Origin of the sequence: Allobosea sp. (assembly GCF_030694325.1) — a bacterium.
Taxonomy (GTDB): domain Bacteria; phylum Pseudomonadota; class Alphaproteobacteria; order Rhizobiales; family Beijerinckiaceae; genus Allobosea.
In genome coordinates this window covers 21,317-41,967 of sequence record NZ_JAUXYO010000354.1, presented here as the reverse complement: position 1 = coordinate 41,967, position 20,651 = coordinate 21,317, and the positions used below count along the sequence as shown (strand labels likewise).

Here is a 20,651-nt window from a genome sequence, read left to right as displayed (position 1 = left end):
GAAGCCCGATGCGCCCGCAGGCCTCCACGCCTCTGCCGCCTCTCGCCCTGACCCAGGGCGATCCGGCGGGAATCGGCCCCGAACTGGCATTGTCGGCCTGGCTGAGGCGCGATGTCGACGCGCTACCGGCCTTCGCCTGCATCGCCGATCTCGACCATCTCGGACGGCTGGCGCGGCGGCTTGCCCTCGACGTCCGCCTCATCGCCAGCAACTGGCAGCGGGCGGCGAGCGATTTCGCGGATGGGCTGCCGGTGATCCCGCTGGATGGGGCACCGGCGATCGAGCCCGGCCGTCCCGACCCCGCCACGGCCTCGGGAACGATCGCCTCGATCACCCGCGCCGTCACGGCGGTCCGTGCGGGCCAGGCCGCGGCCGTGGTCACCAACCCGATCGCGAAGTCGGTCCTCTATGCCGCCGGCTTCGCCCATCCCGGACATACCGAGTTCCTGGCCCATCTCGCGGCGGATGGCGGGCCCGTGCCGCTGCCGGTGATGATGCTGTGGTGCGAGGACCTCGCCGTCGTCCCGGTGACGATCCACATCCCGCTGCGGCGCGTCCCGGACCTGCTGACCACGGAATTGATCGTGCAGACGGCGCGCATCGTGGCGAATGGGCTGCGCCGCAGCTTCGGCATCGAAGCACCGAGGCTGGCGCTCAGCGGCCTCAACCCCCATGCCGGCGAAAGCGGCGCGCTCGGCAGCGAGGATGACGCCGTGGTGCGCCCAGCCATCGAGGCGCTTCGGGCCGAAGGCATCGAGGCCAGCGGCCCTTACCCGGCCGACACGATGTTCCATGCCCGGGCGCGGGCCGGCTATGACTGCGCGCTGGCGATGTATCACGACCAGGCGCTGATCCCGATCAAGACGATCGCCTTCGACGAGGGCGTCAACGTCACGCTCGGCCTGCCCTTCATCCGCACCTCGCCCGACCACGGCACCGCCTTCGACATCGCCGGCCGGGGCATCGCGCGGCCCGACAGCCTGATCGCGGCGCTGCGGCTCGCCGCGCGGATGGCCACGCAGCATCGACGGGTACCGGCATGAGCCAGATCGACACGCTGCCGCCGCTGCGCGAGGTGGTGGAGCGCCACGGGCTGATGGCGCAGAAGTCGCTCGGCCAGAACTTCCTCTACGATCTGAACCTGACCTCGCGGATCGCGCGCTCCGCCGGATCGCTCGAGGGCGAGACCGTGGTCGAGATCGGGCCCGGGCCCGGCGGGCTGACCCGCGCGCTGCTGGCGGCCGGGGCCGGCCGCGTCATCGCGATCGAGCGCGACCGGCGCTGCCTGCCGGCGCTGGAGGAGATCGGCGCGCATTACCCCGGCCGTCTCGAGGTCGTCGACGGCGACGCGCTGGCGGTCGACCTGTCGGAGCGGCTCGGCGGCGGCCCGGCGCGGATCGTCGCCAACCTGCCCTACAACATCGGCACGCCGCTGCTGGTCGGCTGGCTCAGCCCCGAGGCCTGGCCACCCTGGTGGACTTCGCTGACGCTGATGTTCCAGCGCGAGGTGGCCGAGCGCATCGTCGCCACGCCCGAGCAGCGCGCCGACTATGGCCGCCTCGCCGTGCTGTGCAACTGGCGCTGCGAGACCAAGATCCTGTTCGACGTGCCGCGCAGCGCCTTCGTGCCGCCGCCCAAGATCACTTCGGCGATCGTGCAGTTGATCCCTCGTGAGCAGCCCGAGCCCTGCGACAGACGTCTGCTGGAGCGGATCACGCTCGCCGCCTTCGGGCAGCGCCGCAAGATGCTGCGCCAGAGCCTGAAGGCGGTTCTTCCTGAACCCGGAGACTGGATCGAGGAGGCCGGGCTCCTGCCGACGGCCCGCGCCGAGGAGGTGCCGGTCAGCGGGTTCGTGCGTCTGGCGCAGACCCTGGCGACGCGGCTCTGACGGCCGTGTTCAGGGCAGCTTTTCCGACAGCAGGCTGTTGACGAACTCCGACAGGCCGGTCGCGCGCTCACGCTTCAGGCGTTCGGCGGTCAGGATCGCCTTGACCGATTCATAGGCCGCCTGGAGATCGTCGTTGATGATCACGTAGTCGTACTTGTTCCAGCGGGCGATCTCGTCGCGGGCGTTGCCGAGGCGCTTGGCGATGACGTCCGGCGCATCCTCGGCACGCCGCACGAGGCGCGAGCGCAACTCGGCCATGGATGGCGGCAGGATGAAGATGGTCACGACGTCGGCCCGCGCCTTCGCCACGATCTGCTGCGTGCCCTGCCAGTCGATGTCGAAGAGCACGTCGCGGCCGGCTGCCAGCGAGGCCTCGACCTCCTTGCGCGGCGTGCCATAGCCGTTGCCGTGGACCTCGGCCCATTCGAGCAGATCGTTGTGCTGCTTCATCTGGTCGAAACTCGCCCGATCGATGAAGCGGTAGTGGACGCCGTCGATCTCCGAGGGGCGCTTGGCACGGGTCGTCACCGAGACCGAGAGATCGAGATTGTTCTCCGTCTTGAGGTTGCGCGTGAGGGTCGATTTGCCCGCGCCCGATGGCGAGGACAGGATCAGCATAAGCCCGCGACGGGCCGGGCGCGCGATGTCGGCCATCAGCACTCACTCCACATTCTGTACCTGCTCGCGCATCTGGTCGACGACGGTGCGCAGTTCGAGGCCGATGCGCGACAGGGCGGCATCGCCTGCCTTGGCGCAGAGCGTCGAGGCTTCGCGGCCGAACTCCTGCGACAGGAAATCGAGCTTGCGGCCGATCGGGCCGCCCTGCTCGAGCAGCAGACGCAGCGCCGCGACATGGGCGTGCAGGCGATCGATCTCCTCGCGAATGTCGGCCTTGACCGCGATCAGCGCGGCCTCCTGGTGCAGGCGCTGCGGATCGAGCGCCTGGCTCGCCTCCAGCAGCAGCGCGACCTGGGCGGCGATGCGCTCGCGGATCGCGTCGACGCCACGCGCCGGATGGGTCTCGGCCTCCGTCGTCAACCGAGCAATGCTGTCGAGATGGCCGCGCAGGACCGCCTCCAAAGCCCGCCCCTCGCTGGCGCGGGCTTCCTTCAGGCCCGCCACGACCTCGTCGAGCCCGGCGAGGACCGGCTTCTCGACCGCGGCGAGCGTATCCTGCCCCTCCTCCGCGAGCTCGACGACGCCGCGGATGCCGAGCAGCCCGTCATAGGAGGGCGGGGTCACGACGGCCGAGGCCGGCAGGCGCTCGACGGCCTGGAGCAGCGCCGCCAGCGCTGCCTCATTGATACGAGGGCGCGGGGGGCCGGCATCGCTGGTGACCTGCAGATTGACGTGCAGCGTGCCGCGCGAGAAGGCGCCGGTCAGGCGCTTGCGCGCCGCTTCGGCCAGCACCTCGAGGCCCGGGGGCACGCGGACGCGAATGTCCAGGCCGCGTCCATTGACGCTGCGGATTTCCCACGCCCAGGCATGGATGCCCACCGTCCCGGCTGCCCGGGCGAAGCCCGTCATGCTCTCGATCGCCACGCTGTCCTGCCTTCCGCCCCTCGACGCGGCGGGACCGTAGTGGCGGGGGCGCCGGGGGGCAAGCGCGGTCGGAAGCGCTCTCGTCAGGAAGCTGGGGACGGGCCCGGCTTCGCCGACCGCGGGCCTCAGGGCCGGAGCACCGGCACCTGTTTGGGCGAGTTGAGGTCGAAGGTCTTGTTCAGCAGCGGGTCGCGCGCCGTGCCTTCCGAGGCATCGAAGGCGCGCACGCGACCGCCGGCCATCGCCGCGCCCTGGGGAAGCTGGCCGGCTGCCGCGCGGCGGTTGCCCGGCACGGGCCAGGTCTCGATCGCCTCGCCGTCTGCCGGCTGCTGCGCGGGCGCCTCGGAGCGCGTATCGGGCGACGGCGTCGGCTCGACCTTGTCAACCGACGCTTCGGCCGGCGGCTTGCCCGGATCGCGCCGCGCGGCCTCGATCTGGCGCCAGCGCCCGACATTGCGGTTGTGCTGCTCGAGCGTCTCGGCAAAGGCGTGTCCGCCGCTGCCGTCGGCGACGAAATAGAGGTCCTTGGTCCGCGAGTGGCTGACCACCGCCTCCATGGCCGCACGGCCGGGATTGGCGATCGGCCCCGGCGGCAGGCCGTCTATGACATAAGTGTTGTAGGGCGTCGCCTGGGTGATCTCGCTGCGCAGGATCGAGCGGCCGAGCGTGCCCTTGCCGCCGACGATGCCGTAGACGATCGTCGGGTCCGACTGCAGCTTCATGCGGCGGTTCAGCCGGTTGATGAAGACGCCGGCGACGCGCGGCCGCTCATCGGCGCGACCGGTCTCCTTCTCGACGATCGACGCCAGGACGACGAGTTCCTGTGGCGTCTTGATCGGCAGGTCGGCCGGCCGGCGTTCCCAGATCCGGGCCAGGACCGCGCGCTGGTCGCGGGCCATGCGGTCGATGATGGCCTGGCGGCTGAACCCGCGCGGGATGCGGTAGGTGTCTGGCAGGATCGAGCCTTCGCGCGGAACCTGGATGATGTCGCCGGTGAGAAGCTCGTTGTCGCGCAGCCGCGCGACGATCTGCTCGCTCGTCAGCCCCTCGGGGATGGTGACCGAGTGCTCGACGACCTTGCCCTCGGCGATGATGTCGAGGATGTCGGCCTGGCTCGCCCGCGACTTGAACAGATATTCGCCGGCCTTGAGCTTGGTCCAGTTGCCGCTGACGAGCGCGGAGACGCGGAACGCCCAGGGATGCTCGATCAGCCCTTCCCGTTGCAGCAGGTCGGCGATGTCGGCAAGGCCGCTATCCTTGGGGATGATCAGCACGCGGTCGCTGGCGAGCGGGCCTGGTGCGCGGCTCTGGCTGCTGACCATCGCAATGCCGGCACCGACAAGCCCGCCGGCCACCAGCAGGGCCGTGAAGAGCCCGCTCATCATCGCGATGAAAGGACTCCGGCGACGACGACGCGTCTTGGGCGGCGGCGCCGGCGGGGCCACCGGCTTCAACGCCTCGCTGGGACTCTTGGGGGCAACGCGGGGCGAATGATTCACAGCTGTCGTGCTCGCACTTTGAACTTCATCACTGCACGCCACCCCGCCCGTCGCGGCGACCGGTTGGACCGGACGCCTCCCCTGGCCAGCGCACGCCATCAAACCGGATTCACGTCGGCCGCGAAAGCAAATTCACAGTCCCGCCGCTGCGGGGCACTCTACGCAAGAATATGGCGAAAGCGCGCAGGCCGCGCCCGTCACGCGCCGTCGACGTAGCGCCGCATGACCAGCGACGCGTTGGTGCCGCCGAAGCCGAAGGAGTTCGACAGCACGACGTCGATCTTCCGCTTCTGCGCGACATGGGGCACGAGGTCGAGATCGGTCTCGACGGAGGGATTGTCGAGGTTGATCGTCGGGGGGGCGATCTGGTCCCGAATGGCAAGGATGGCGAAGATCGCCTCGACGGCCCCAGCCGCGCCCAGAAGATGGCCGGTCGCCGACTTGGTCGAGGACATCGCCGGCTTGCGCGGCGCGTTGGCGAGCAGGCGCTCTGCCGCCCGCAGCTCGATCTCGTCACCCAGCGGCGTCGAGGTGCCATGGGCGTTGATGTAGTCGAGATCGGCGGCGGAGATGCCGGCGCGATCGAGAGCGGCGCGCATGCAGCGATAGGCGCCGTCGCCGTCCTCGGCCGGCGAGGTGATGTGATAGGCGTCGCCCGACATGCCGTAGCCGACGACCTCGGCATAGATCCTGGCACCGCGCGTCAGCGCGTGCTCGAGATCCTCCAGCACGACGACGCCGGCGCCCTCGCCCATGACGAAGCCGTCACGGTCGCGATCATAGGGACGGGAGGCCTTCTCGGGCGTCTCGTTGAAATCGGTCGAGAGCGCGCGGCAGGCACAGAAGCCGGCGATCCCGAGCCGGTTGATCGCCGATTCGGCGCCGCCCGCGACCATGACCTTGGCATCGCCCAGCGCGATCATGCGGGCGGCGTCGCCGATCGAATGCGCGCCGGTCGAGCAGGCGGTGACGACGGAATGGTTGGGACCCTTCAGCCCATGCTCGATCGAGACATAGCCGGCGGCGAGATTGCTCAGCCGGCCGGGGATGAAGAAGGGCGAAAGCCGGCGCGGGCCGCGCTCCTTGAGCAGGATGGACGCCTCGTAGATTCCGCCGAGCCCGCCGATACCCGAGCCGATGGCGACGCCGGTCGCGATCTGGTCGTCGTAACTCTCGGGAGCCCAGTTCGCATCCGCCAGGGCCTGCTTGGCGGCCGCCATGGCGAACACGATGAAGTCGTCGACCTTGCGCTGCTCCTTGGGCTCCATCCACTGATCGGGATCGAAGCTGCCGTCGGAGCCGTCGCCGCGCGGGATGCTGCAGGCGATCCGCGCCGGAAGATCGCTGCAGTCGAAGGTGGTGATGGGGCCGGCGCCACTGGCGCCGGCGAGTATGCGAGTCCAGGTCTGTTCGACGCCGCAGGCGAGCGGGCTCACCATGCCGAGGCCGGTCACGACAACGCGTCGCATCGGAAGACTGCGTGAAACCATGGCTCTTTCAGCGACGATCGACCGATCGGCCGATCAGGCGGACTTCGACAGGAACTTGACGGCGTCGCCGACGGTCACGATCGTCTCGGCGGCATCGTCCGGGATCTCGACGCCGAATTCCTCCTCGAAGGCCATCACGAGCTCGACCGTGTCGAGGCTGTCCGCGCCCAGATCCTCGATGAAGTTGGCGCCTTCCACGACCTTCTCAGGCTCGACGCCGAGATGCTCGACCACGATCTTCTTCACGCGCTCGGCGACATCGCTCATGGGTCTTTTCCTTAAAGCTTAAAACACGCAGCGCCGAACCGCGCCGCGTAGAGGGGCTGTCACTCCTGGCTCCCGCAGCACCGAAGGGTGCCGACGGGCCGGAACTCGAAGCCTGCACAAACGCAACAACCGGGTTCCCGTCAAGTCCCCCGGATCCCGCATCGCGGCCCGACGGCGCTAGTTAACACAGCCGATCTTGGCTGGCGAGTATGTCGACGGCACTCGCGAATTCTTTCAAAAATCGCGGCAACCGCTTCAGATCATTGTCATTCCGCCGTTGACATGAAGGGTCTGTCCGGTGACGTAACCGGCTTCGCTGCTGGCGAGGTACGCCACGGCCGCCGCCACGTCCTCGCCGGAACCCAGGCGCCCCATCGGCACGTCGGAGAGGATGCCCTCGCGCTGCTTGTCGTTCAGGGCCTGCGTCATCGGTGACTCGATGAAGCCCGGCGCGACGACGTTGACGGTGATGTTGCGGCTGGCGACTTCGGCGGCGAGCGCCTTGGACATTCCGATCAGCCCGGCCTTTGAGGCGGCGTAGTTGCCCTGCCCCGGATTTCCGGTGGTGCCGACGACCGAGCCGATCGAGATGATGCGGCCATAGCGGCGGCGCATCATCGACTTGACGGCCGCGCGCGAGAGCCGGAAGGCCGCCGTCAGGTTGATGGCGATGACGCTGTCCCAATCCTCGTCCTTGAGCCGCAGGAAGAGGTTGTCCTTGGTGACGCCGGCATTGTTGACGAGAATGTCGAGGCCACCGAGCTTCTCCTCGGCGGCGGGCACCAGAGCCTCCACCGACTCCCTGTCCGCCAGATTGCAGGGCGTGACGACCGCCCGCTCGCCGAGTTCGGCGGCAAGCGCCTCGAGCGCCTCGGCCCGCGTCCCCGACAGCGCGATGGTGGCGCCCTGCGCATGCAGCCTGCGTGCGATGGCGCCGCCCAGCCCCCCGGTGGCGCCGGTGACCAGCGCCTTCTTGCCCGTCAGATCAAGCATCGTCTCTCCCTTTTCGGCGTTCTGCCGTTCTCGCGCGCCCTTTCAGGGCTTGTAGGCCGACACGTCGTCCGCCGTGCCGACCGATAGCGGCGTGGCACCGGGCGCGATGCGCTTCACCAGCCCGGCCAGGACCTTGCCGCTGCCGAGCTCGACGAAGCGATCGACGCCGGCGGCCGCCATCGCCTCGACGCACTCACGCCAGCGCACCGTGCCAGTGACCTGCGCCACGAGCGAGGCGCGAATGGCCTCGACATCGCTCAGCGGCGCGGCGCCGACATTGGCCATCACGGGCACGACCGGGGGCCGCATCGCGACGTTGGCGAGCGCAGCCCGCATCGCCTCCGCCGCCGGCTGCATCAGGGAGCAATGAAAGGGCGCCGAAACCGGCAGCAGCATGGAGCGGCGGACACCGCGCTCGCCGGCGAGGACGATGGCGCGATCGATCGCCGCCTTCGCGCCCGACAGCACGACCTGCCCGCCGCCATTGTCATTGGCCGCCTCGCAGACCTCCCCCTGCGCTGCATCGGCCGCGATCGCGCATGCGAGATCGAGATCGGCCCCCAGCAGCGCCGCCATGGCACCCTGCCCCGCCGGAACCGCCTTCTGCATGGCGTCGCCGCGAATGCGCAGCAGGCGCGCGGCATCGGCGATGCCGAAAGTGCCAGCGGCCGCGAGGGCCGAATACTCGCCCAGCGAATGGCCGGCGACGAAGGCGGCGTCCCGCTTCAGATCCAGTCCCGCCTCGGCCTCCAACACGCGCAGCACCGCGAGGCTGACCGCCATCAGGGCGGGCTGGGCATTGGCGGTCAGGGTCAGTTCCTCGGTCGGGCCTTCCCACATCAGCGTCGAGAGCTTCTGCGACAGCGCCGCATCGACCTCCTCGAAGACCGCGCGCGCGGTGGCGAAGGAATCGGCCAGGTTCTTGCCCATGCCGACGGCCTGCGAGCCCTGGCCCGGAAATATGAAGGCGGTCGTCATGACGGTCGGTCCCGGATTTCAAACGTTTTGAGCGATTTCACGGCGCTGTCACACTGCCTTGGACGCCAAGTCAAGCGCCGAAAGACTTCAAAGGCCGTCCCGACCACGCCGATGCCGCGATTTCGGTTGCATATTGCGGCGCCGCACTGTAACGACCGCCTCCTGTTTGTTCGGCCGGAGGCTGAACGGATGGCAGCGCTCGCGCTGCAGATTCCGGTGGAATCGTCATCCCGTGTCTCCGCCTTCGATGAAATCCTGTCGGGCCTGTTCCAGGGCTCGAAGGGCTCCGCGCCGGGCGAAGCAGTGTGAAACGGAAAGGCCAACCATGGCATTGTACGAGCATGTCCTGCTCGCGCGGCAAGACGTCAGCGCGCAGCAGGTCGAAACCCTTGTCGAGACGTTCAAGGGCATCATCGAGGCGAATGGCGGCTCGGTCCCCAAGGTCGAGTACTGGGGCGTGAAGTCCCTGGGCTATCGCATCAAGAAAAACCGCAAGGCGCATTATTCGCTGCTGAACATCGACGCCCCGGCTGCCGCCGTCGCCGAGATGGAGCGCCAGATGCGCATCAACGAAGACGTGCTGCGCTTCCTGACCATCCGGGTCGAGGAACTCGAGGAGGGCCAGTCGGCCATGCTCCAGAAGCGCGACCGCGACGACCGTGGTGATCGCGGCGATCGCTTCGACCGTCCCGGCGGCGGCGACCGCTTCGACCGCGGCCCGCGTCGTGACCGTCCGCGTCGCGACGACGAAGCTGCTCCCGAAACGACCGGCGCGGAGGCCTGAGCCATGTCGACTGCATCTGCCGGCGCCCGCCGCCCCTTCTTCCGCCGCCGCAAGTCCTGCCCCTTCTCGGGCGAGGGCGCTCCGAAGATCGACTACAAGGATGTGCGCCTGCTCTCGCGCTACATCTCCGAGCGCGGCAAGATCGTGCCGTCGCGCATCACGGCCGTCTCGGCCAAGAAGCAGCGCGAGCTCGCCCAGGCGATCAAGCGCGCCCGCTTCCTCGGCCTGCTGCCCTACGTCATCCGCTGAGCGGACGCGAACGCCCCGGCGGCGAGCGATCGCCGCCGGGTTTCCTTCACTAAAGCCAGTCGCCCCGTGGTGAAACCCCACCGGGTTCGTTGAGGCGGAAGCCTCTCACCCTGCCCGGCCCCAGCGGCCCGGGAGCAGCGGGACAGCAGGACGAAGAATGACCCAGGCCGTCGGAATCGGCGCAGGCCTCGTAGCGGCGCTGCTCTTCTCCGTGGTGATCACCGGATCGCCGCTGGCGGTGCTGTTGTATTCGGCCGCCCCCCTCCCGATCCTGATCGCCGCCCTCGGCTGGAACCACCGCGCCGGTCTCTACGCCGCCGGCACCGGCGCGCTCGCCGTGTCGGTCGCGTTGACCCTGCCGGCCGGACTGGCCTTTGCCGCCATCATTGCGCTGCCGGCCTGGTGGATCGCCTATCTCGCCCTGCTCGCACGGTCGGACGAGACCGGCGCGGTCGAATGGTACCCGCTGGGCAACCTGATGATCTGGATCGCCGGCACCGCGACCCTGGCGAGCGTCGCCAGTGCGCTGGTGATGACGACCGATTACGAAACCTACCGGGCCGTGATCGCGCGCATGGTCGAGAATCTCCTCGCCGAGATGGTTCGCAGCAAGATGCTGACCCTGCCGGCGGGCGTGACCCAGGCCGAGATGGCCGCCAATGTGACGCCGCTGCTGGTTCGCGCCGTGCCGCTCGGCATCGGGGCCTCGGTCGTCACCACGATCACCGCCAATCTCTGGCTGGCCGCCAAGGCCGTGCAGCTCTCGGGGCGGCTGCCGCGTCCCTGGCCGTTCATTCCCTCGACGACTCTGCCGCGCTCGGCGCTGGTCCTGCTCCTGGCCGGCCTCGTCACAGCGGCGCTGGGCGGCTTCGTCGGGCTGGCGGGCGTTGCGCTGGTCGGCGCGCTGTTCGCCGCCTTCATGTTCTCCGGCCTGTGCATGCTGCACGACCTGTCGCGCGGACAGGCCTGGCGCACCCCCATGCTCGTCAGCGTCTATGTCGCGCTGGTCGTGATGCAGGCCGTGCTGACGCCGCTGCTGGCGCTCGCCGGCATGGTCGACACCCTTCTCGGACTGCGCAAGCGGGCCGCGATGCCTCCCCCGCCACCTCCCGGAAGCTGAGGGCCCTCGCCCCGGTTTCAAGAGATCTCGAAGACCTCAACCCTCGAAGGAACGACACCATGGAAGTGATCCTGCTCGAACGCGTCGCCAAGCTCGGCCAGATGGGCGACGTCGTGCGCGTCCGCGACGGCTTCGGCCGCAACTACCTGCTCGCCCGCGGCAAGGCGCTGCGCGCCACCGAGGAGAACCGCAAGCGCTTCGAGAGCCAGAAGATCGAGCTCGAGACCCGCAATCTCGAGCTGAAGTCGGAGGCCGAAGCGGTCGCCGAGACGCTCGACGGCCTGAGTGTCGTGATGCTGCGCCAGTCGGGCGAGTCCGGCGTGCTCTACGGGTCGGTCTCGACCCGCGACATCGCCGACGCGCTGACCGGCGAAGGCTTCAACGTCGCCCGCAGCCAGATCACCCTGAACGCGCCGATCAAGACGCTCGGCCTGCACACGGTCCCGGTCGTGCTGCATCCGGAAGTGGCGGTGAAGGTCACGGTCAACGTCGCCCGCTCCGCCGAGGAAGCCGAGCGCCAGGTGCGCGGCGAGAACGTCACGGCCCGCGAGGAGTTCGATCTCGACGATCTGGGCCTCGAGGTCGGCGCGGCACTGGCGGAAGCCGGCGAGGACGACCGCTGAGATCAGGACTTACTTGATCGAGTCAAGGGCGCCGCGGCAACGCGGCGCCTTTCTTTTGGCAAGCTGTGAAATGCGGGGAAGACTGCTGGCACAAATGGGCGGCGTGGTAGATTACACCTATCTCGACTCAGCTCTGCGACATTCCGTTGCCTGTGCTAGCGGGTCGAGCCAGCATTTAAAATCGATCGCACCCGATTGGCCATGGCCACAGCAACCGCCCTCGTCACCCGTCTCGAGACCCGCGAGGCCGAATATCGCGTCCAGCCGCACAACATCGAGGCGGAGCAGGCTCTGCTGGGCGCCATCCTTGTGAACAACGACGCGTTCTACCGCGTCTCCGATTTCCTGCTGCCGGACCACTTCTTCGAGCCCATCCACCAGCGCGTCTTCGAGCTGACGGCCAGCCTGATCCGGGCCGGCAAGATCGCGACGCCGATCACGCTCAAGACCTTCGTCGGCGAGATCGACCTCGGCGGGCTGACGGCGTCGCAATATCTGGCGCGGCTCGCCGCCGAGGCGACCACCGTGATCAATGCGGGCGATTACGGCCGCACGATCTACGAGCTGGCGATCCGGCGGCAATTGATCGGCGTCGGCGAGGAACTGGTCAATGTCGCCTATGATGCGCCGGTCGACATGCCGCCGCGCGAGCAGATCGAGGAGGCCGAGCGCAAGCTCTACGAGCTGGCGGAAAAGGGCCGTTACGAAGGCGGCTTCCAGAAGTTCGACGCCGCGCTCTACACCGCCATCGACATGGCCGCGAACGCCTATCAGCGCGCAGGCGGGCTGTCGGGCATCTCGTCGGGCCTGCGCGATCTCGACCAGCGCATGGGCGGCCTGCAGCCCTCCGACCTGATCGTGCTTGCCGGCCGCCCGGCCATGGGCAAGACGTCGCTCGCCACCAACATCGCTTTCAACATCGCAAAGGCCTGGCGCGGCGAGCGCCAGACCGACGGCACGATCAAGACGGTCGATGGCGGAATCGTCGCCTTCTTCTCGCTCGAAATGTCGGCGGACCAGCTCGCGACGCGTATCGTCGCCGAGCAGTCGGGCATCTCCTCCTATAAGATCCGGCAGGGCCGCATCACCGAGGCCGAGTTCGCGCGGCTGACCGACGTCGCCGCCCAGATCGAGAAGCTGCCGCTCTATATCGACCAGACCGGCGGCATCTCGATCGCCCAGCTCGTCGCCCGGGCGCGCCGCCTCAAGCGCCAGAAGGGGCTCGACGTCCTGTTCATCGACTACCTCCAGCTTCTCTCCGGCTCGGCCAAGAACGGCCAGAACCGCGTGCAGGAGCTGACCGAGATCACGACCAGCCTGAAGGCGCTCGCCAAGGAGCTGGCGGTGCCGATCGTGGCGCTCTCGCAGCTCTCGCGCCAGGTCGAGAGCCGCGACGACAAGCGCCCGCAGCTCTCGGACCTGCGTGAATCCGGCTCGATCGAGCAGGACGCCGACGTGGTGATGTTCGTCTATCGCGACGAGTACTACCTCAAGGGCAAGGAGCCGCGCCCCGGCACCGAAGAACACAACAAGTGGCAGATCGAGATGGAGGCCGCCCATGGCGTGGCCGAGCTCATCATCGGCAAGCAGCGCCACGGCCCGACAGGGGCGATCGCGCTGCAGTTCGACGCCGAGGTGACACGCTTCTCCGACCGGGCCGACGAAATGCGCCTCCCGGACCGCGAATGAGCCCCTTCGACACACCCGATGCCGAAACCTGCGGCACCATCCTGACGATCGACCTCGGCGCGCTCGTCGCCAACTGGCGCGCGCTCCAGGCCCAGGCTGGCACGGAAGCCGCTGCCGTCGTCAAGGCCAATGCCTATGGCATCGGGATCGAGCCCGCGGTGACCGCGCTCGCCGCCGCCGGCTGCCGGAGCTTCTTCGTCGCCCATCTCTCCGAAGGCGTCCGTGCCCGCGCGGTGGCGCCGGACGCCACGATCTACATCCTCAACGGATTGCTGCCCGGCAGTTGCGGCCGCTATGCCGAGCATGACCTCTCGCCCGTTCTCGGCTCGCCCGAGGAGCTGCGGGAATGGGCAGGCTTCCGCGCCGGCGGGGCGCGCGGCAGGCCTGCAGCCCTGCATCTCGACACCGGCATGAACCGGCTCGGCTTTCCCGCGGGCGACGGCGCTGACGTCGTCTCAGCCTTCCGGACCGAGATCGACGCGGCGGGGATCGGGCTGGTGATGAGCCATTTCGCCTCCTCGGAAGACGAGGCGGACCCGGCCAATGCGCGCCAGATGGCCGCCTTCGCCGCCATCGCCAACGCACTGCCCGGCATCCCGGCCTCGCTGAAGAACTCCTCGGGGCATTTCCTGAAGGATTGCCCCTCCTATCAGCTGACGCGTCCCGGCTATGCGCTCTATGGCGGCAATCCGACGCCGGGCCGGCCCAATCCAATGCGGGCCGTGGTCGGCCTCACCTCGCGCATCCTGCAGCTGCGCGACGTCCGGGCCGGCACGCAGGTCGGCTATAACGGGCGCTGGACGGCCAAGCGCGACAGCCGGCTCGCCACGATCTGCCTCGGCTATGCCGACGGCTATCCGCGCAATGCGAGCGGGACCGATATCAGTCCGGGTGGCAGCGCGATCGTCGATGGTGTGGTGTGCCCCTTCGTCGGCACGGTCTCGATGGATCTGGTCATCATCGACGTGACGGATCTGCCCTCGGCGTCGGTGAAGCGGGGCGATCCGGTGACGCTGATCGGCGGCGCGCTCGATCTCGATGCGGTCGGCGCCGGTGCAAAGACCATCGGCTACGAGATCCTGACCAGTCTCGGACGGCGCCATGCGCGGCGCTATGTCGGCGTTTGAGATGAGCGGCTGCGCTGTCATTCCGGGGCACGGCGCGGCCGTGAACCCGGAACCCACAACGGGCCTCGACCTTTGCCGAGCCCGGTGGCGAGCGCACGCCCGGTCGTGGGTTCCGGGTTCTTCGCTGAAGCGAAGCCCCGGAATGACAGTTTAGCGATGGCCAAGCGCGGTCCCACCTATACCTGCCAGGCCTGCGGGGCGGTCTATCACCGCTGGCAGGGCAAGTGCGACGCCTGCGGCACCTGGTCGTCGCTGTCGGAGGAGGCGCAGGCCGCGCCGGTTCCCGGCGCGCGCGGCGCCTCGGGGGGCCGGCCTCGCGGGCGCGTCTTCGCGCTGGAAGGGCTGAAGGGTGAGACCCAGGACGCGCCGCGCATCGTCTCCGGCATCGGTGAACTCGACCGCGTCACGGGTGGCGGCTTCGTGCCGGGCTCGGTGCTGCTGATCGGCGGCGATCCGGGCATCGGCAAGTCGACTCTGCTGATGCAGGCCTGCGCGGCGCTGGCCTCTGCCGGACGACGCGTCGTCTATGTCTCGGGCGAGGAATCGACCGGGCAGGTCCGGCTGCGTGCCGAGCGCATGGGGCTGTCCGACGCGCCGGTCGAGCTGGCGGCCGAAACCAATGTCGAGGACATCGTCGCCACCCTCGGCCAGGGACCGCGGCCGGCGCTGGTGGTGATCGATTCGATCCAGACGATGTGGTCGGGCGAGGTCGAGAGCGCGCCGGGAACGGTGACGCAGGTGCGCGGCTCGGCCCAGGCGCTGATCCGCTACGCCAAGACGAGCGGTGCCTGCATGATCCTGGTCGGCCACGTCACCAAGGACGGCCAGATCGCAGGCCCACGCGTGGTCGAGCACATGGTCGATGCCGTCCTGTCCTTCGAGGGCGAAGGGGCGCACGCGTTCCGCATCCTGCGCGGCCAGAAGAACCGCTTCGGCGCCACCGACGAGATCGGCGTCTTCGAGATGACCGGCAAGGGCCTCTCCGAGGTCTCGAACCCCTCCGCCCTGTTCCTGGCCGGGCGCGATCAGGCTGCGCCGGGAGCCGCCGTCTTCGCCGGCATGGAGGGCACGCGCCCGGTTCTGGTCGAGATCCAGGCGCTGGTAGCGCCGACCTCGCTCGGCACGCCGCGGCGCGCGGTCGTCGGCTGGGAGAACAGCCGCCTGTCGATGGTGCTGGCCGTGCTCGAGACGCATGGCGGGCTGCGGCTGGGGCAGCACGACGTCTATCTCAACGTCGCCGGCGGATTGCGGGTCAACGAGCCGGCCGCCGATCTCGCCGTGGCCGCCGCGCTGGTGTCCTCGCTGACAGGGGCGATCCTGCCGCCCGAATCGGTCTATTTCGGCGAAATCGCGCTTTCCGGTGCGATCCGGCCGGTTTCCGTCGCGGCGGCGCGGCTGCGCGAAGCCTCCAAGCTTGGTTTCGAGGCCGCCCTGATGCCCTCCGGCGGCGCCGAGGCCGGCGACGGCGACGGCCTGTCGCTGCGGCGCTTCGGCCATGTCACGGAACTCGTTGCCGATATCGCAGCGCGGGCGCCCCGCCGCGATGCGAAATGACGGTGTCGCAATAGTGACGCAACGGGCGCGAGCGCGTATAGCAAACCCGATGCGGCCAGCCCATCTGTTGCAGGCCATTCCGAGACCATAACGAAGCGGCTCATCCATGCCTGTGACCATTCTCGATCTCGTCGTCATCGGCGTGATTCTGATCTCGGCTTTGCTGGCGGCGGTGCGCGGGCTCACCCGCGAGGTGCTCGCGATCGCCTCCTGGGCGGCCGCCGCGGCCGTCGCCTGGGTGTTCCACCCGCAGCTGCTGCCGATCCTGAAGCAGTACATCCCCAACGACATGATCGCGCTCATCGCCTCGATCGCCTCGCTGTTCCTGGTGACGCTGATCGTGGTCTCGCTGGTGACGGCACGGATCTCGGATTTCGTGCTCGATTCCCGGATCGGCGCCCTCGACCGGACGCTGGGCTTCGTCTTCGGCGCCGGCCGCGGCCTGCTGCTGGCGGTGATCGGCTATCTCTTCTTCGCCGCGCTGATGGGCGACAAGAACATGCCGCCCTGGGCCCGCGACGCCAAGGCCAAGCCGATGCTCGAGGAGACCGGTCGCTCGCTGCTGGCGATGCTGCCGCAGGACGTGAACGCCGACTTCATCAAGAAGCTGCTGAAGCCCAAGGGCGAGGGCGAACCGACGGAAGCCCCCGCAGAGGAGCCGCGCCAGCCCACGGCTCCTGGAACCGAGCCGCAGCGCCGGACCGAGGCGCCCAACGCCACGGACCGCCAGGCGCTGCAGCGCGCCATCGACGGCACGCGCCCGGCCACCCCCGCCCCAACTCGCCCGTAATTCGCACGTAGAAGCCTGTCGTCCCGCTTTCAGGAGCCCCGTGATGGTCGCAGAATCCTCGACGAAGGCCAGCGCCAGCGACGCCCCCTTCGATCCCTATGCCGACCGGCTGCGCGAGGAATGCGGCGTCTTCGGCATTTTCGGCCATGCCGATGCGGCAGCGCTGACGGCGCTGGGCCTGCATGCGCTCCAGCATCGCGGCCAGGAAGCGGCGGGCATCGTCACCTTCGACGGCGGTCGCTTCCATTCCGAGCGCCGGCTGGGCCTCGTCGGCGACGCCTTTTCCGAGGCCTCGGTGATCGACAAGCTGAAGGGTTCGCAGGCCGTCGGCCATGTCCGCTATTCGACGACCGGCGAAACGATCCTGCGCAATGTCCAGCCGCTCTTCGCGGAGCTGCATGGCGGCGGCTTCGCGGTCGCCCATAACGGCAACCTGACCAACGGGCTGACCCTGCGGCGCAATCTCGTGCGGGACGGGGCGATCTACCAGTCGACCTCCGACACCGAGGTGCTGCTGCATCTCGTGGCGCGCAGCCGCAAGCCGCGCTTCATCGAGCGCTTCGTCGAGGCGATCCGCCAGATCGAGGGCGCCTATGCCTTCGTCGGCATCACCAACAAGAAGCTGATCGGCGCGCGCGATCCGCTCGGCATCCGCCCGCTGGTGCTGGGCGAGCTCGACGGCGCGCCGATCCTGACCTCGGAGACCTGCGCGCTCGACATCATCGGCGCGCGCTTCATCCGCGAGATCGAAAACGGCGAGGTCGTCGTCATCTCGGAGAGCGGCATCGAGAGCCACAAGCCCTTCCCGGCGGTGCCGGAGCGGCCCTGCATCTTCGAATACATCTATTTCGCCCGTCCCGATTCGATCGTGAAGGGCCGCAGCATCTATGAACGCCGCAAGGCGATGGGGGCGCAGCTCGCCCTCGAATCGCCCGCCAATGCCGACGTGATCGTGCCGGTGCCCGATTCCGGCGTGCCGGCGGCTCTGGGCTACGCGCAGGCGAGCGGCATTCCCTTCGAGCTCGGCATCATCCGCAACCATTATGTCGGCCGGACCTTCATCGAGCCGACGCAGAAGGTGCGCGAGCTCGGCGTCAAGCTGAAGCATTCCGCCAATCGCTCGGTGGTCGAGGGCAAGAGCATCGTGCTCGTCGACGATTCGATCGTGCGCGGGACGACCTCGTTCAAGATCGTGAAGATGATGCGCGAGGCCGGGGCGCGCGAGGTGCATTTCCGCATCTCCTCGCCGCCGATCACCCATCCCGACTATTATGGCATCGACACGCCCGACCGCGAGAAGCTGCTCGCGGCGACACATTCGCTCGAAGAGATGCGGGAGTTCGTCGGCGCGGATTCGCTCGCCTTCATCTCGGTCGACGGTCTCTACCGCGCCATGGGCCATGAACGTCGCGACCCGGCCCGGCCGCAGTTCACCGATCACTGCTTCACCGGCGACTATCCGACCTCGCTGACCGACGTGATCGGCGAGAGTGCCAAGCAGCAGATCTCGCTGCTGGCGGAAGCGGGCTGATCGAGAGGCCGTCCTCTCCGCAGCCCTCATCCTGAGGAGCCGCGGAACGCGGCGTCTCGAAGGATGATCCAGATTTCTCTGGAGCCCATTTGAGCATCCTTCGAGACGCGCCTTTGGCGCTCCTCAGGATGAGGGCTGCGGATGTGGGCATGGGGGACCAGGAATGACCCAACCTCTCTCCGGGCGCGTTGCGCTCGTCACCGGCGCCTCTCGCGGCATCGGTCGGGCCGCTGCGCTCGCCTTCGCCAAAGCCGGCGCCCATGTCGTCGCGCTGGCGCGCACCAGCGGTGCGCTGGAGGAACTCGACGACGAGATCCGAGCCGAGGGCGGAAACGCCACGCTGGTGCCGCTTGATCTCGGCGACGCTGCTGCGGTCGAGAAGCTCGGCCCGGCCCTGCTGCAGCGCTGGGGCAAGCTCGACATCCTCTTGGCCAATGCCGGCATCCTCGGCCCGCTGTCGCCGCTGACCCATGCCTCGCCCAAGGAATGGGCCAAGGTGTTCGACACGAACGTTACGGCCAATTGGCGACTGCTGAAGTCGGTCGAGCCCGCGCTGCAGGCTTCCGATGCCGGGCGCGTCATCCTGATGTCCTCGGGCGCGGCGCATAAATGTCTCGCCTATTGGGGCCCCTATTCGATCTCCAAGGCCGCGGTCGAGGCGATGGGACGCACCTATGCGGCCGAGACGGCGACGACGCCGCTCAAGGTCATGATGGTCAATCCGGGGCCACTGCGCACGCGCATGCGGGCGGAAGCCATGCCGGGCGAGGACCCGCTGACGCTGAAGACGCCGGAGGAGCTGGCGCCACACCTCGTCGCCATAGCCTCGCCCGACTGGAGCGAGAGCGGCAAGATTTTCGACTTCCCGCAGGGCAAGGTGCTCAGCCCGCAGATGCCGGCTTGACAGCCGTCATGGTCGGCTTTGAGCCGACCATCTCCGGACGAGAATGCCCCCGCAAGAGATGCTCGGGTCAAGCCCGAGCATGACGGCGTGGCTCACCCCGCGCGCTTGTTCTTGTCGTAGGGGTTCTCGCCGCCACGGGTGTGCAGGCGGATCGGCGTACCCGGCAGGTCGAACGCCTCGCGCAGGTTGTTGACCAGATAGCGGGTGTAGGACACCGGCAGATGGTCGAGCTGGTTGCCAAACAGCGCGAAGGTCGGCGGGCGCGCCTTGGCCTGCGTCATGTAGCGGATCTTGATGCGCCGCCCGGCCACGGCCGGGGGCGGATGGGCCGAGAGCACGCCTTCGAGCCAGCGGTTGATCTTCGCCGTCGAGACGCGGCGGTTCCAGACCTCATAAGCGGTGAAGACGGCCTGCATCAGCCGGTCGATGCCCTCGCCGGCGAGCCCCGAGAGCGGGATGATCGGGACGCCACGGACCTGCGCCAGGAGATGGCTCGCCTTCTCCTTGAGCTCGGCCAGGAGGCCGTTCTTGTCGGCGACGAGGTCCCACTTGTTCAGCCCGATGACGACGCAGCGGCCTTCGCGCTCGGTCAGGTCGACGAGCGTCAGGTCCTGCTTCTCGAAGGGGATGGTGGCGTCGAGCAGCACGACGACGACCTCGGCGAAGCGGATCGCGCGGAGCGAATCCTGCACCGACATCTTCTCGAGCTTTTCCTCGATCCGGGCGCGCTTGCGCATGCCGGCGGTGTCGAACAGCTTCACCGGCCGGCCGCGCCATTCATAATCGACCGAGATGGTGTCGCGGGTGATGCCGGCCTCGGGGCCGACGAGCAGGCGCTCCTCGCCGATCATCTTGTTGACCAGCGTCGACTTGCCGGCGTTGGGGCGGCCGATGATCGTGACCCGCAGCGGCTTGTTGGGGTCGTTGTACTCCGCCTCCTCATCGACAAAGGCGGCCGGCGCCTCGACCCATTTCTTGTCGCCATAGCTCTCGTCGAAGGGCTCTTCCTCCTCCGGCTCGACGTCCACATAAGGCGCCAGCGCCTCCAGCAGGTCGGAGGTGCCCTCGCCATGCTCGGCCGAGAACGGCACGGGGTCGCCCAGGCCCAGAGCGTAGGATTCGAAGATGCCGTCCAGCCCCTTCTTGCCTTCCGCCTTGTTGGCCAGGAGGATGACGGGCTTGCCGGATTTGCGGACGAGATCGGCGAAGGGCTGGTCCATCGGCGTGAGGCCGAGCCGGGCGTCGATCATGAACAGGATGACGTCCGCCTGGGCGATCGCCACCTCGGTCTGGGCGCGCATGCGCCCGGCGAGCGAGCCGGGATCGGCCTCTTCGAGCCCTGCCGTATCGACGATGTTGAAGCGCAGATGGCCGAGCGCAGCCTCGCCCTCGCGCCGGTCACGCGTCACGCCGGGCCGGTCGTCGACCAGCGCGAGCTTCTTGCCGACGAGCCGGTTGAACAGCGTCGACTTGCCGACATTGGGGCGGCCGATGATGGCGACGGTGGCGGTCATTCGGTTTTTCTTATCCTGTTACGCCGTCATCCCGGACGAGCCGCGAAGCGGCGCAGATCCGGGATCCATGCCGGAGCGCAGCATGGAGAGGCTCAGGCATGGATCCCGG

General features: G+C 68.6%; 21 protein-coding genes. 13 read left to right on the top strand and 8 right to left on the bottom strand.

Annotation, left to right across the window (positions count from 1 at the left end; translation table 11 throughout):
- Positions 1–8 precede the first annotated feature (8 nt).
- Together pdxA and rsmA are read left to right on the top strand one after the other, a co-directional pair.
- Entirely contained in the window at positions 9–1,043 is a 1,035-nt protein-coding gene (gene pdxA / locus Q8M82_RS23220) for a 4-hydroxythreonine-4-phosphate dehydrogenase PdxA (protein WP_305693657.1), read from the top strand.
- Positions 1,040–1,888 carry a 16S rRNA (adenine(1518)-N(6)/adenine(1519)-N(6))-dimethyltransferase RsmA gene (gene rsmA / locus Q8M82_RS23215; RefSeq protein ID WP_305693656.1) on the top strand — a complete coding sequence of 283 codons (849 nt, stop codon included), beginning with the start codon at positions 1,040–1,042 and terminating at the stop codon, positions 1,886–1,888. Before pdxA ends, rsmA begins: the two co-directional genes overlap by 4 nt.
- 9 nt (positions 1,889–1,897) lie before the next feature.
- Here rsmA and gmk read toward each other — a convergent pair whose 3' ends face one another.
- The 7 genes from gmk to fabD form a co-directional block, all read right to left on the bottom strand.
- Positions 1,898–2,542, bottom strand: coding sequence for a guanylate kinase (gene gmk, locus Q8M82_RS23210; protein ID WP_305693655.1), 645 nt, complete (start codon positions 2,540–2,542; stop codon positions 1,898–1,900).
- A gap of 6 nt (positions 2,543–2,548) precedes the next feature.
- Complete coding sequence (locus Q8M82_RS23205) at positions 2,549–3,430, bottom strand: YicC/YloC family endoribonuclease (RefSeq protein ID WP_305693654.1); 882 nt, start codon at positions 3,428–3,430, stop codon at positions 2,549–2,551.
- Between the two features lie 125 nt (positions 3,431–3,555).
- Positions 3,556–4,971 (bottom strand): endolytic transglycosylase MltG, encoded by a 1,416-nt coding sequence (gene mltG / locus Q8M82_RS23200; RefSeq protein ID WP_465248092.1) that lies wholly within the window; start codon positions 4,969–4,971, stop codon positions 3,556–3,558.
- 155 nt (positions 4,972–5,126) lie between these two features.
- A complete protein-coding gene (fabF, locus tag Q8M82_RS23195) occupies positions 5,127–6,398 on the bottom strand; it encodes a beta-ketoacyl-ACP synthase II (protein ID WP_305693652.1) in 1,272 nt (423 codons plus the stop codon).
- Between the two features lie 54 nt (positions 6,399–6,452).
- Entirely contained in the window at positions 6,453–6,686 is a 234-nt protein-coding gene (locus Q8M82_RS23190) for an acyl carrier protein (RefSeq protein WP_056797969.1), read from the bottom strand.
- 255 nt (positions 6,687–6,941) lie between these two features.
- Complete coding sequence (gene fabG / locus Q8M82_RS23185) at positions 6,942–7,679, bottom strand: 3-oxoacyl-[acyl-carrier-protein] reductase (protein ID WP_305693651.1); 738 nt, start codon at positions 7,677–7,679, stop codon at positions 6,942–6,944.
- A gap of 42 nt (positions 7,680–7,721) precedes the next feature.
- Positions 7,722–8,657, bottom strand: coding sequence for an ACP S-malonyltransferase (gene fabD / locus Q8M82_RS23180; protein ID WP_305693650.1), 936 nt, complete (start codon positions 8,655–8,657; stop codon positions 7,722–7,724).
- A gap of 27 nt (positions 8,658–8,684) precedes the next feature.
- On the opposite strand from fabD, the gene Q8M82_RS23175 reads away from it, so the two are divergent.
- From Q8M82_RS23175 to Q8M82_RS23125, 11 genes are all read left to right on the top strand, one after another.
- Positions 8,685–8,966, top strand: a complete 282-nt coding sequence (locus tag Q8M82_RS23175) for a hypothetical protein (protein WP_305693649.1) — start codon at positions 8,685–8,687, stop codon at positions 8,964–8,966.
- A gap of 16 nt (positions 8,967–8,982) precedes the next feature.
- A complete protein-coding gene (gene rpsF, locus Q8M82_RS23170) occupies positions 8,983–9,441 on the top strand; it encodes a 30S ribosomal protein S6 (RefSeq protein ID WP_305693648.1) in 459 nt (152 codons plus the stop codon).
- 3 nt (positions 9,442–9,444) lie between these two features.
- Positions 9,445–9,690 (top strand): 30S ribosomal protein S18, encoded by a 246-nt coding sequence (gene rpsR, locus Q8M82_RS23165; protein WP_038367644.1) that lies wholly within the window; start codon positions 9,445–9,447, stop codon positions 9,688–9,690.
- Positions 9,691–9,847: 157 nt separating this feature from the next.
- Positions 9,848–10,810 (top strand): hypothetical protein, encoded by a 963-nt coding sequence (locus Q8M82_RS23160; RefSeq protein WP_305693647.1) that lies wholly within the window; start codon positions 9,848–9,850, stop codon positions 10,808–10,810.
- A 59-nt stretch (positions 10,811–10,869) separates the two neighbouring features.
- Entirely contained in the window at positions 10,870–11,433 is a 564-nt protein-coding gene (gene rplI, locus Q8M82_RS23155; RefSeq protein WP_305693646.1) for a 50S ribosomal protein L9, read from the top strand.
- A gap of 201 nt (positions 11,434–11,634) precedes the next feature.
- On the top strand, positions 11,635–13,122 hold the full coding sequence (locus Q8M82_RS23150; protein ID WP_305693645.1) for a replicative DNA helicase: 1,488 nt from the start codon (positions 11,635–11,637) through the stop codon (positions 13,120–13,122).
- Positions 13,119–14,249, top strand: a complete 1,131-nt coding sequence (alr, locus tag Q8M82_RS23145) for an alanine racemase (protein ID WP_305693644.1) — start codon at positions 13,119–13,121, stop codon at positions 14,247–14,249. The genes Q8M82_RS23150 and alr overlap by 4 nt, the downstream gene beginning before the upstream one ends.
- A 156-nt stretch (positions 14,250–14,405) precedes the next feature.
- A complete protein-coding gene (gene radA / locus Q8M82_RS23140) occupies positions 14,406–15,803 on the top strand; it encodes a DNA repair protein RadA (protein ID WP_305693643.1) in 1,398 nt (465 codons plus the stop codon).
- 106 nt (positions 15,804–15,909) lie between these two features.
- Positions 15,910–16,593, top strand: coding sequence for a CvpA family protein (locus tag Q8M82_RS23135; RefSeq protein WP_305693642.1), 684 nt, complete (start codon positions 15,910–15,912; stop codon positions 16,591–16,593).
- A 43-nt stretch (positions 16,594–16,636) separates the two neighbouring features.
- On the top strand, positions 16,637–18,124 hold the full coding sequence (purF, locus tag Q8M82_RS23130) for an amidophosphoribosyltransferase (RefSeq protein ID WP_305693641.1): 1,488 nt from the start codon (positions 16,637–16,639) through the stop codon (positions 18,122–18,124).
- A 163-nt stretch (positions 18,125–18,287) separates the two neighbouring features.
- Positions 18,288–19,028, top strand: a complete 741-nt coding sequence (locus Q8M82_RS23125; RefSeq protein ID WP_305693640.1) for an SDR family NAD(P)-dependent oxidoreductase — start codon at positions 18,288–18,290, stop codon at positions 19,026–19,028.
- A gap of 92 nt (positions 19,029–19,120) precedes the next feature.
- On the opposite strand, the gene der is transcribed toward Q8M82_RS23125, so the two are convergent.
- The gene (gene der / locus Q8M82_RS23120) at positions 19,121–20,542 is read right to left on the bottom strand and encodes a ribosome biogenesis GTPase Der (protein WP_305693639.1); all 1,422 of its coding nucleotides are present in this window, start codon (positions 20,540–20,542) and stop codon (positions 19,121–19,123) included.
- Between the last annotated feature and the right edge of the window lie 109 nt (positions 20,543–20,651).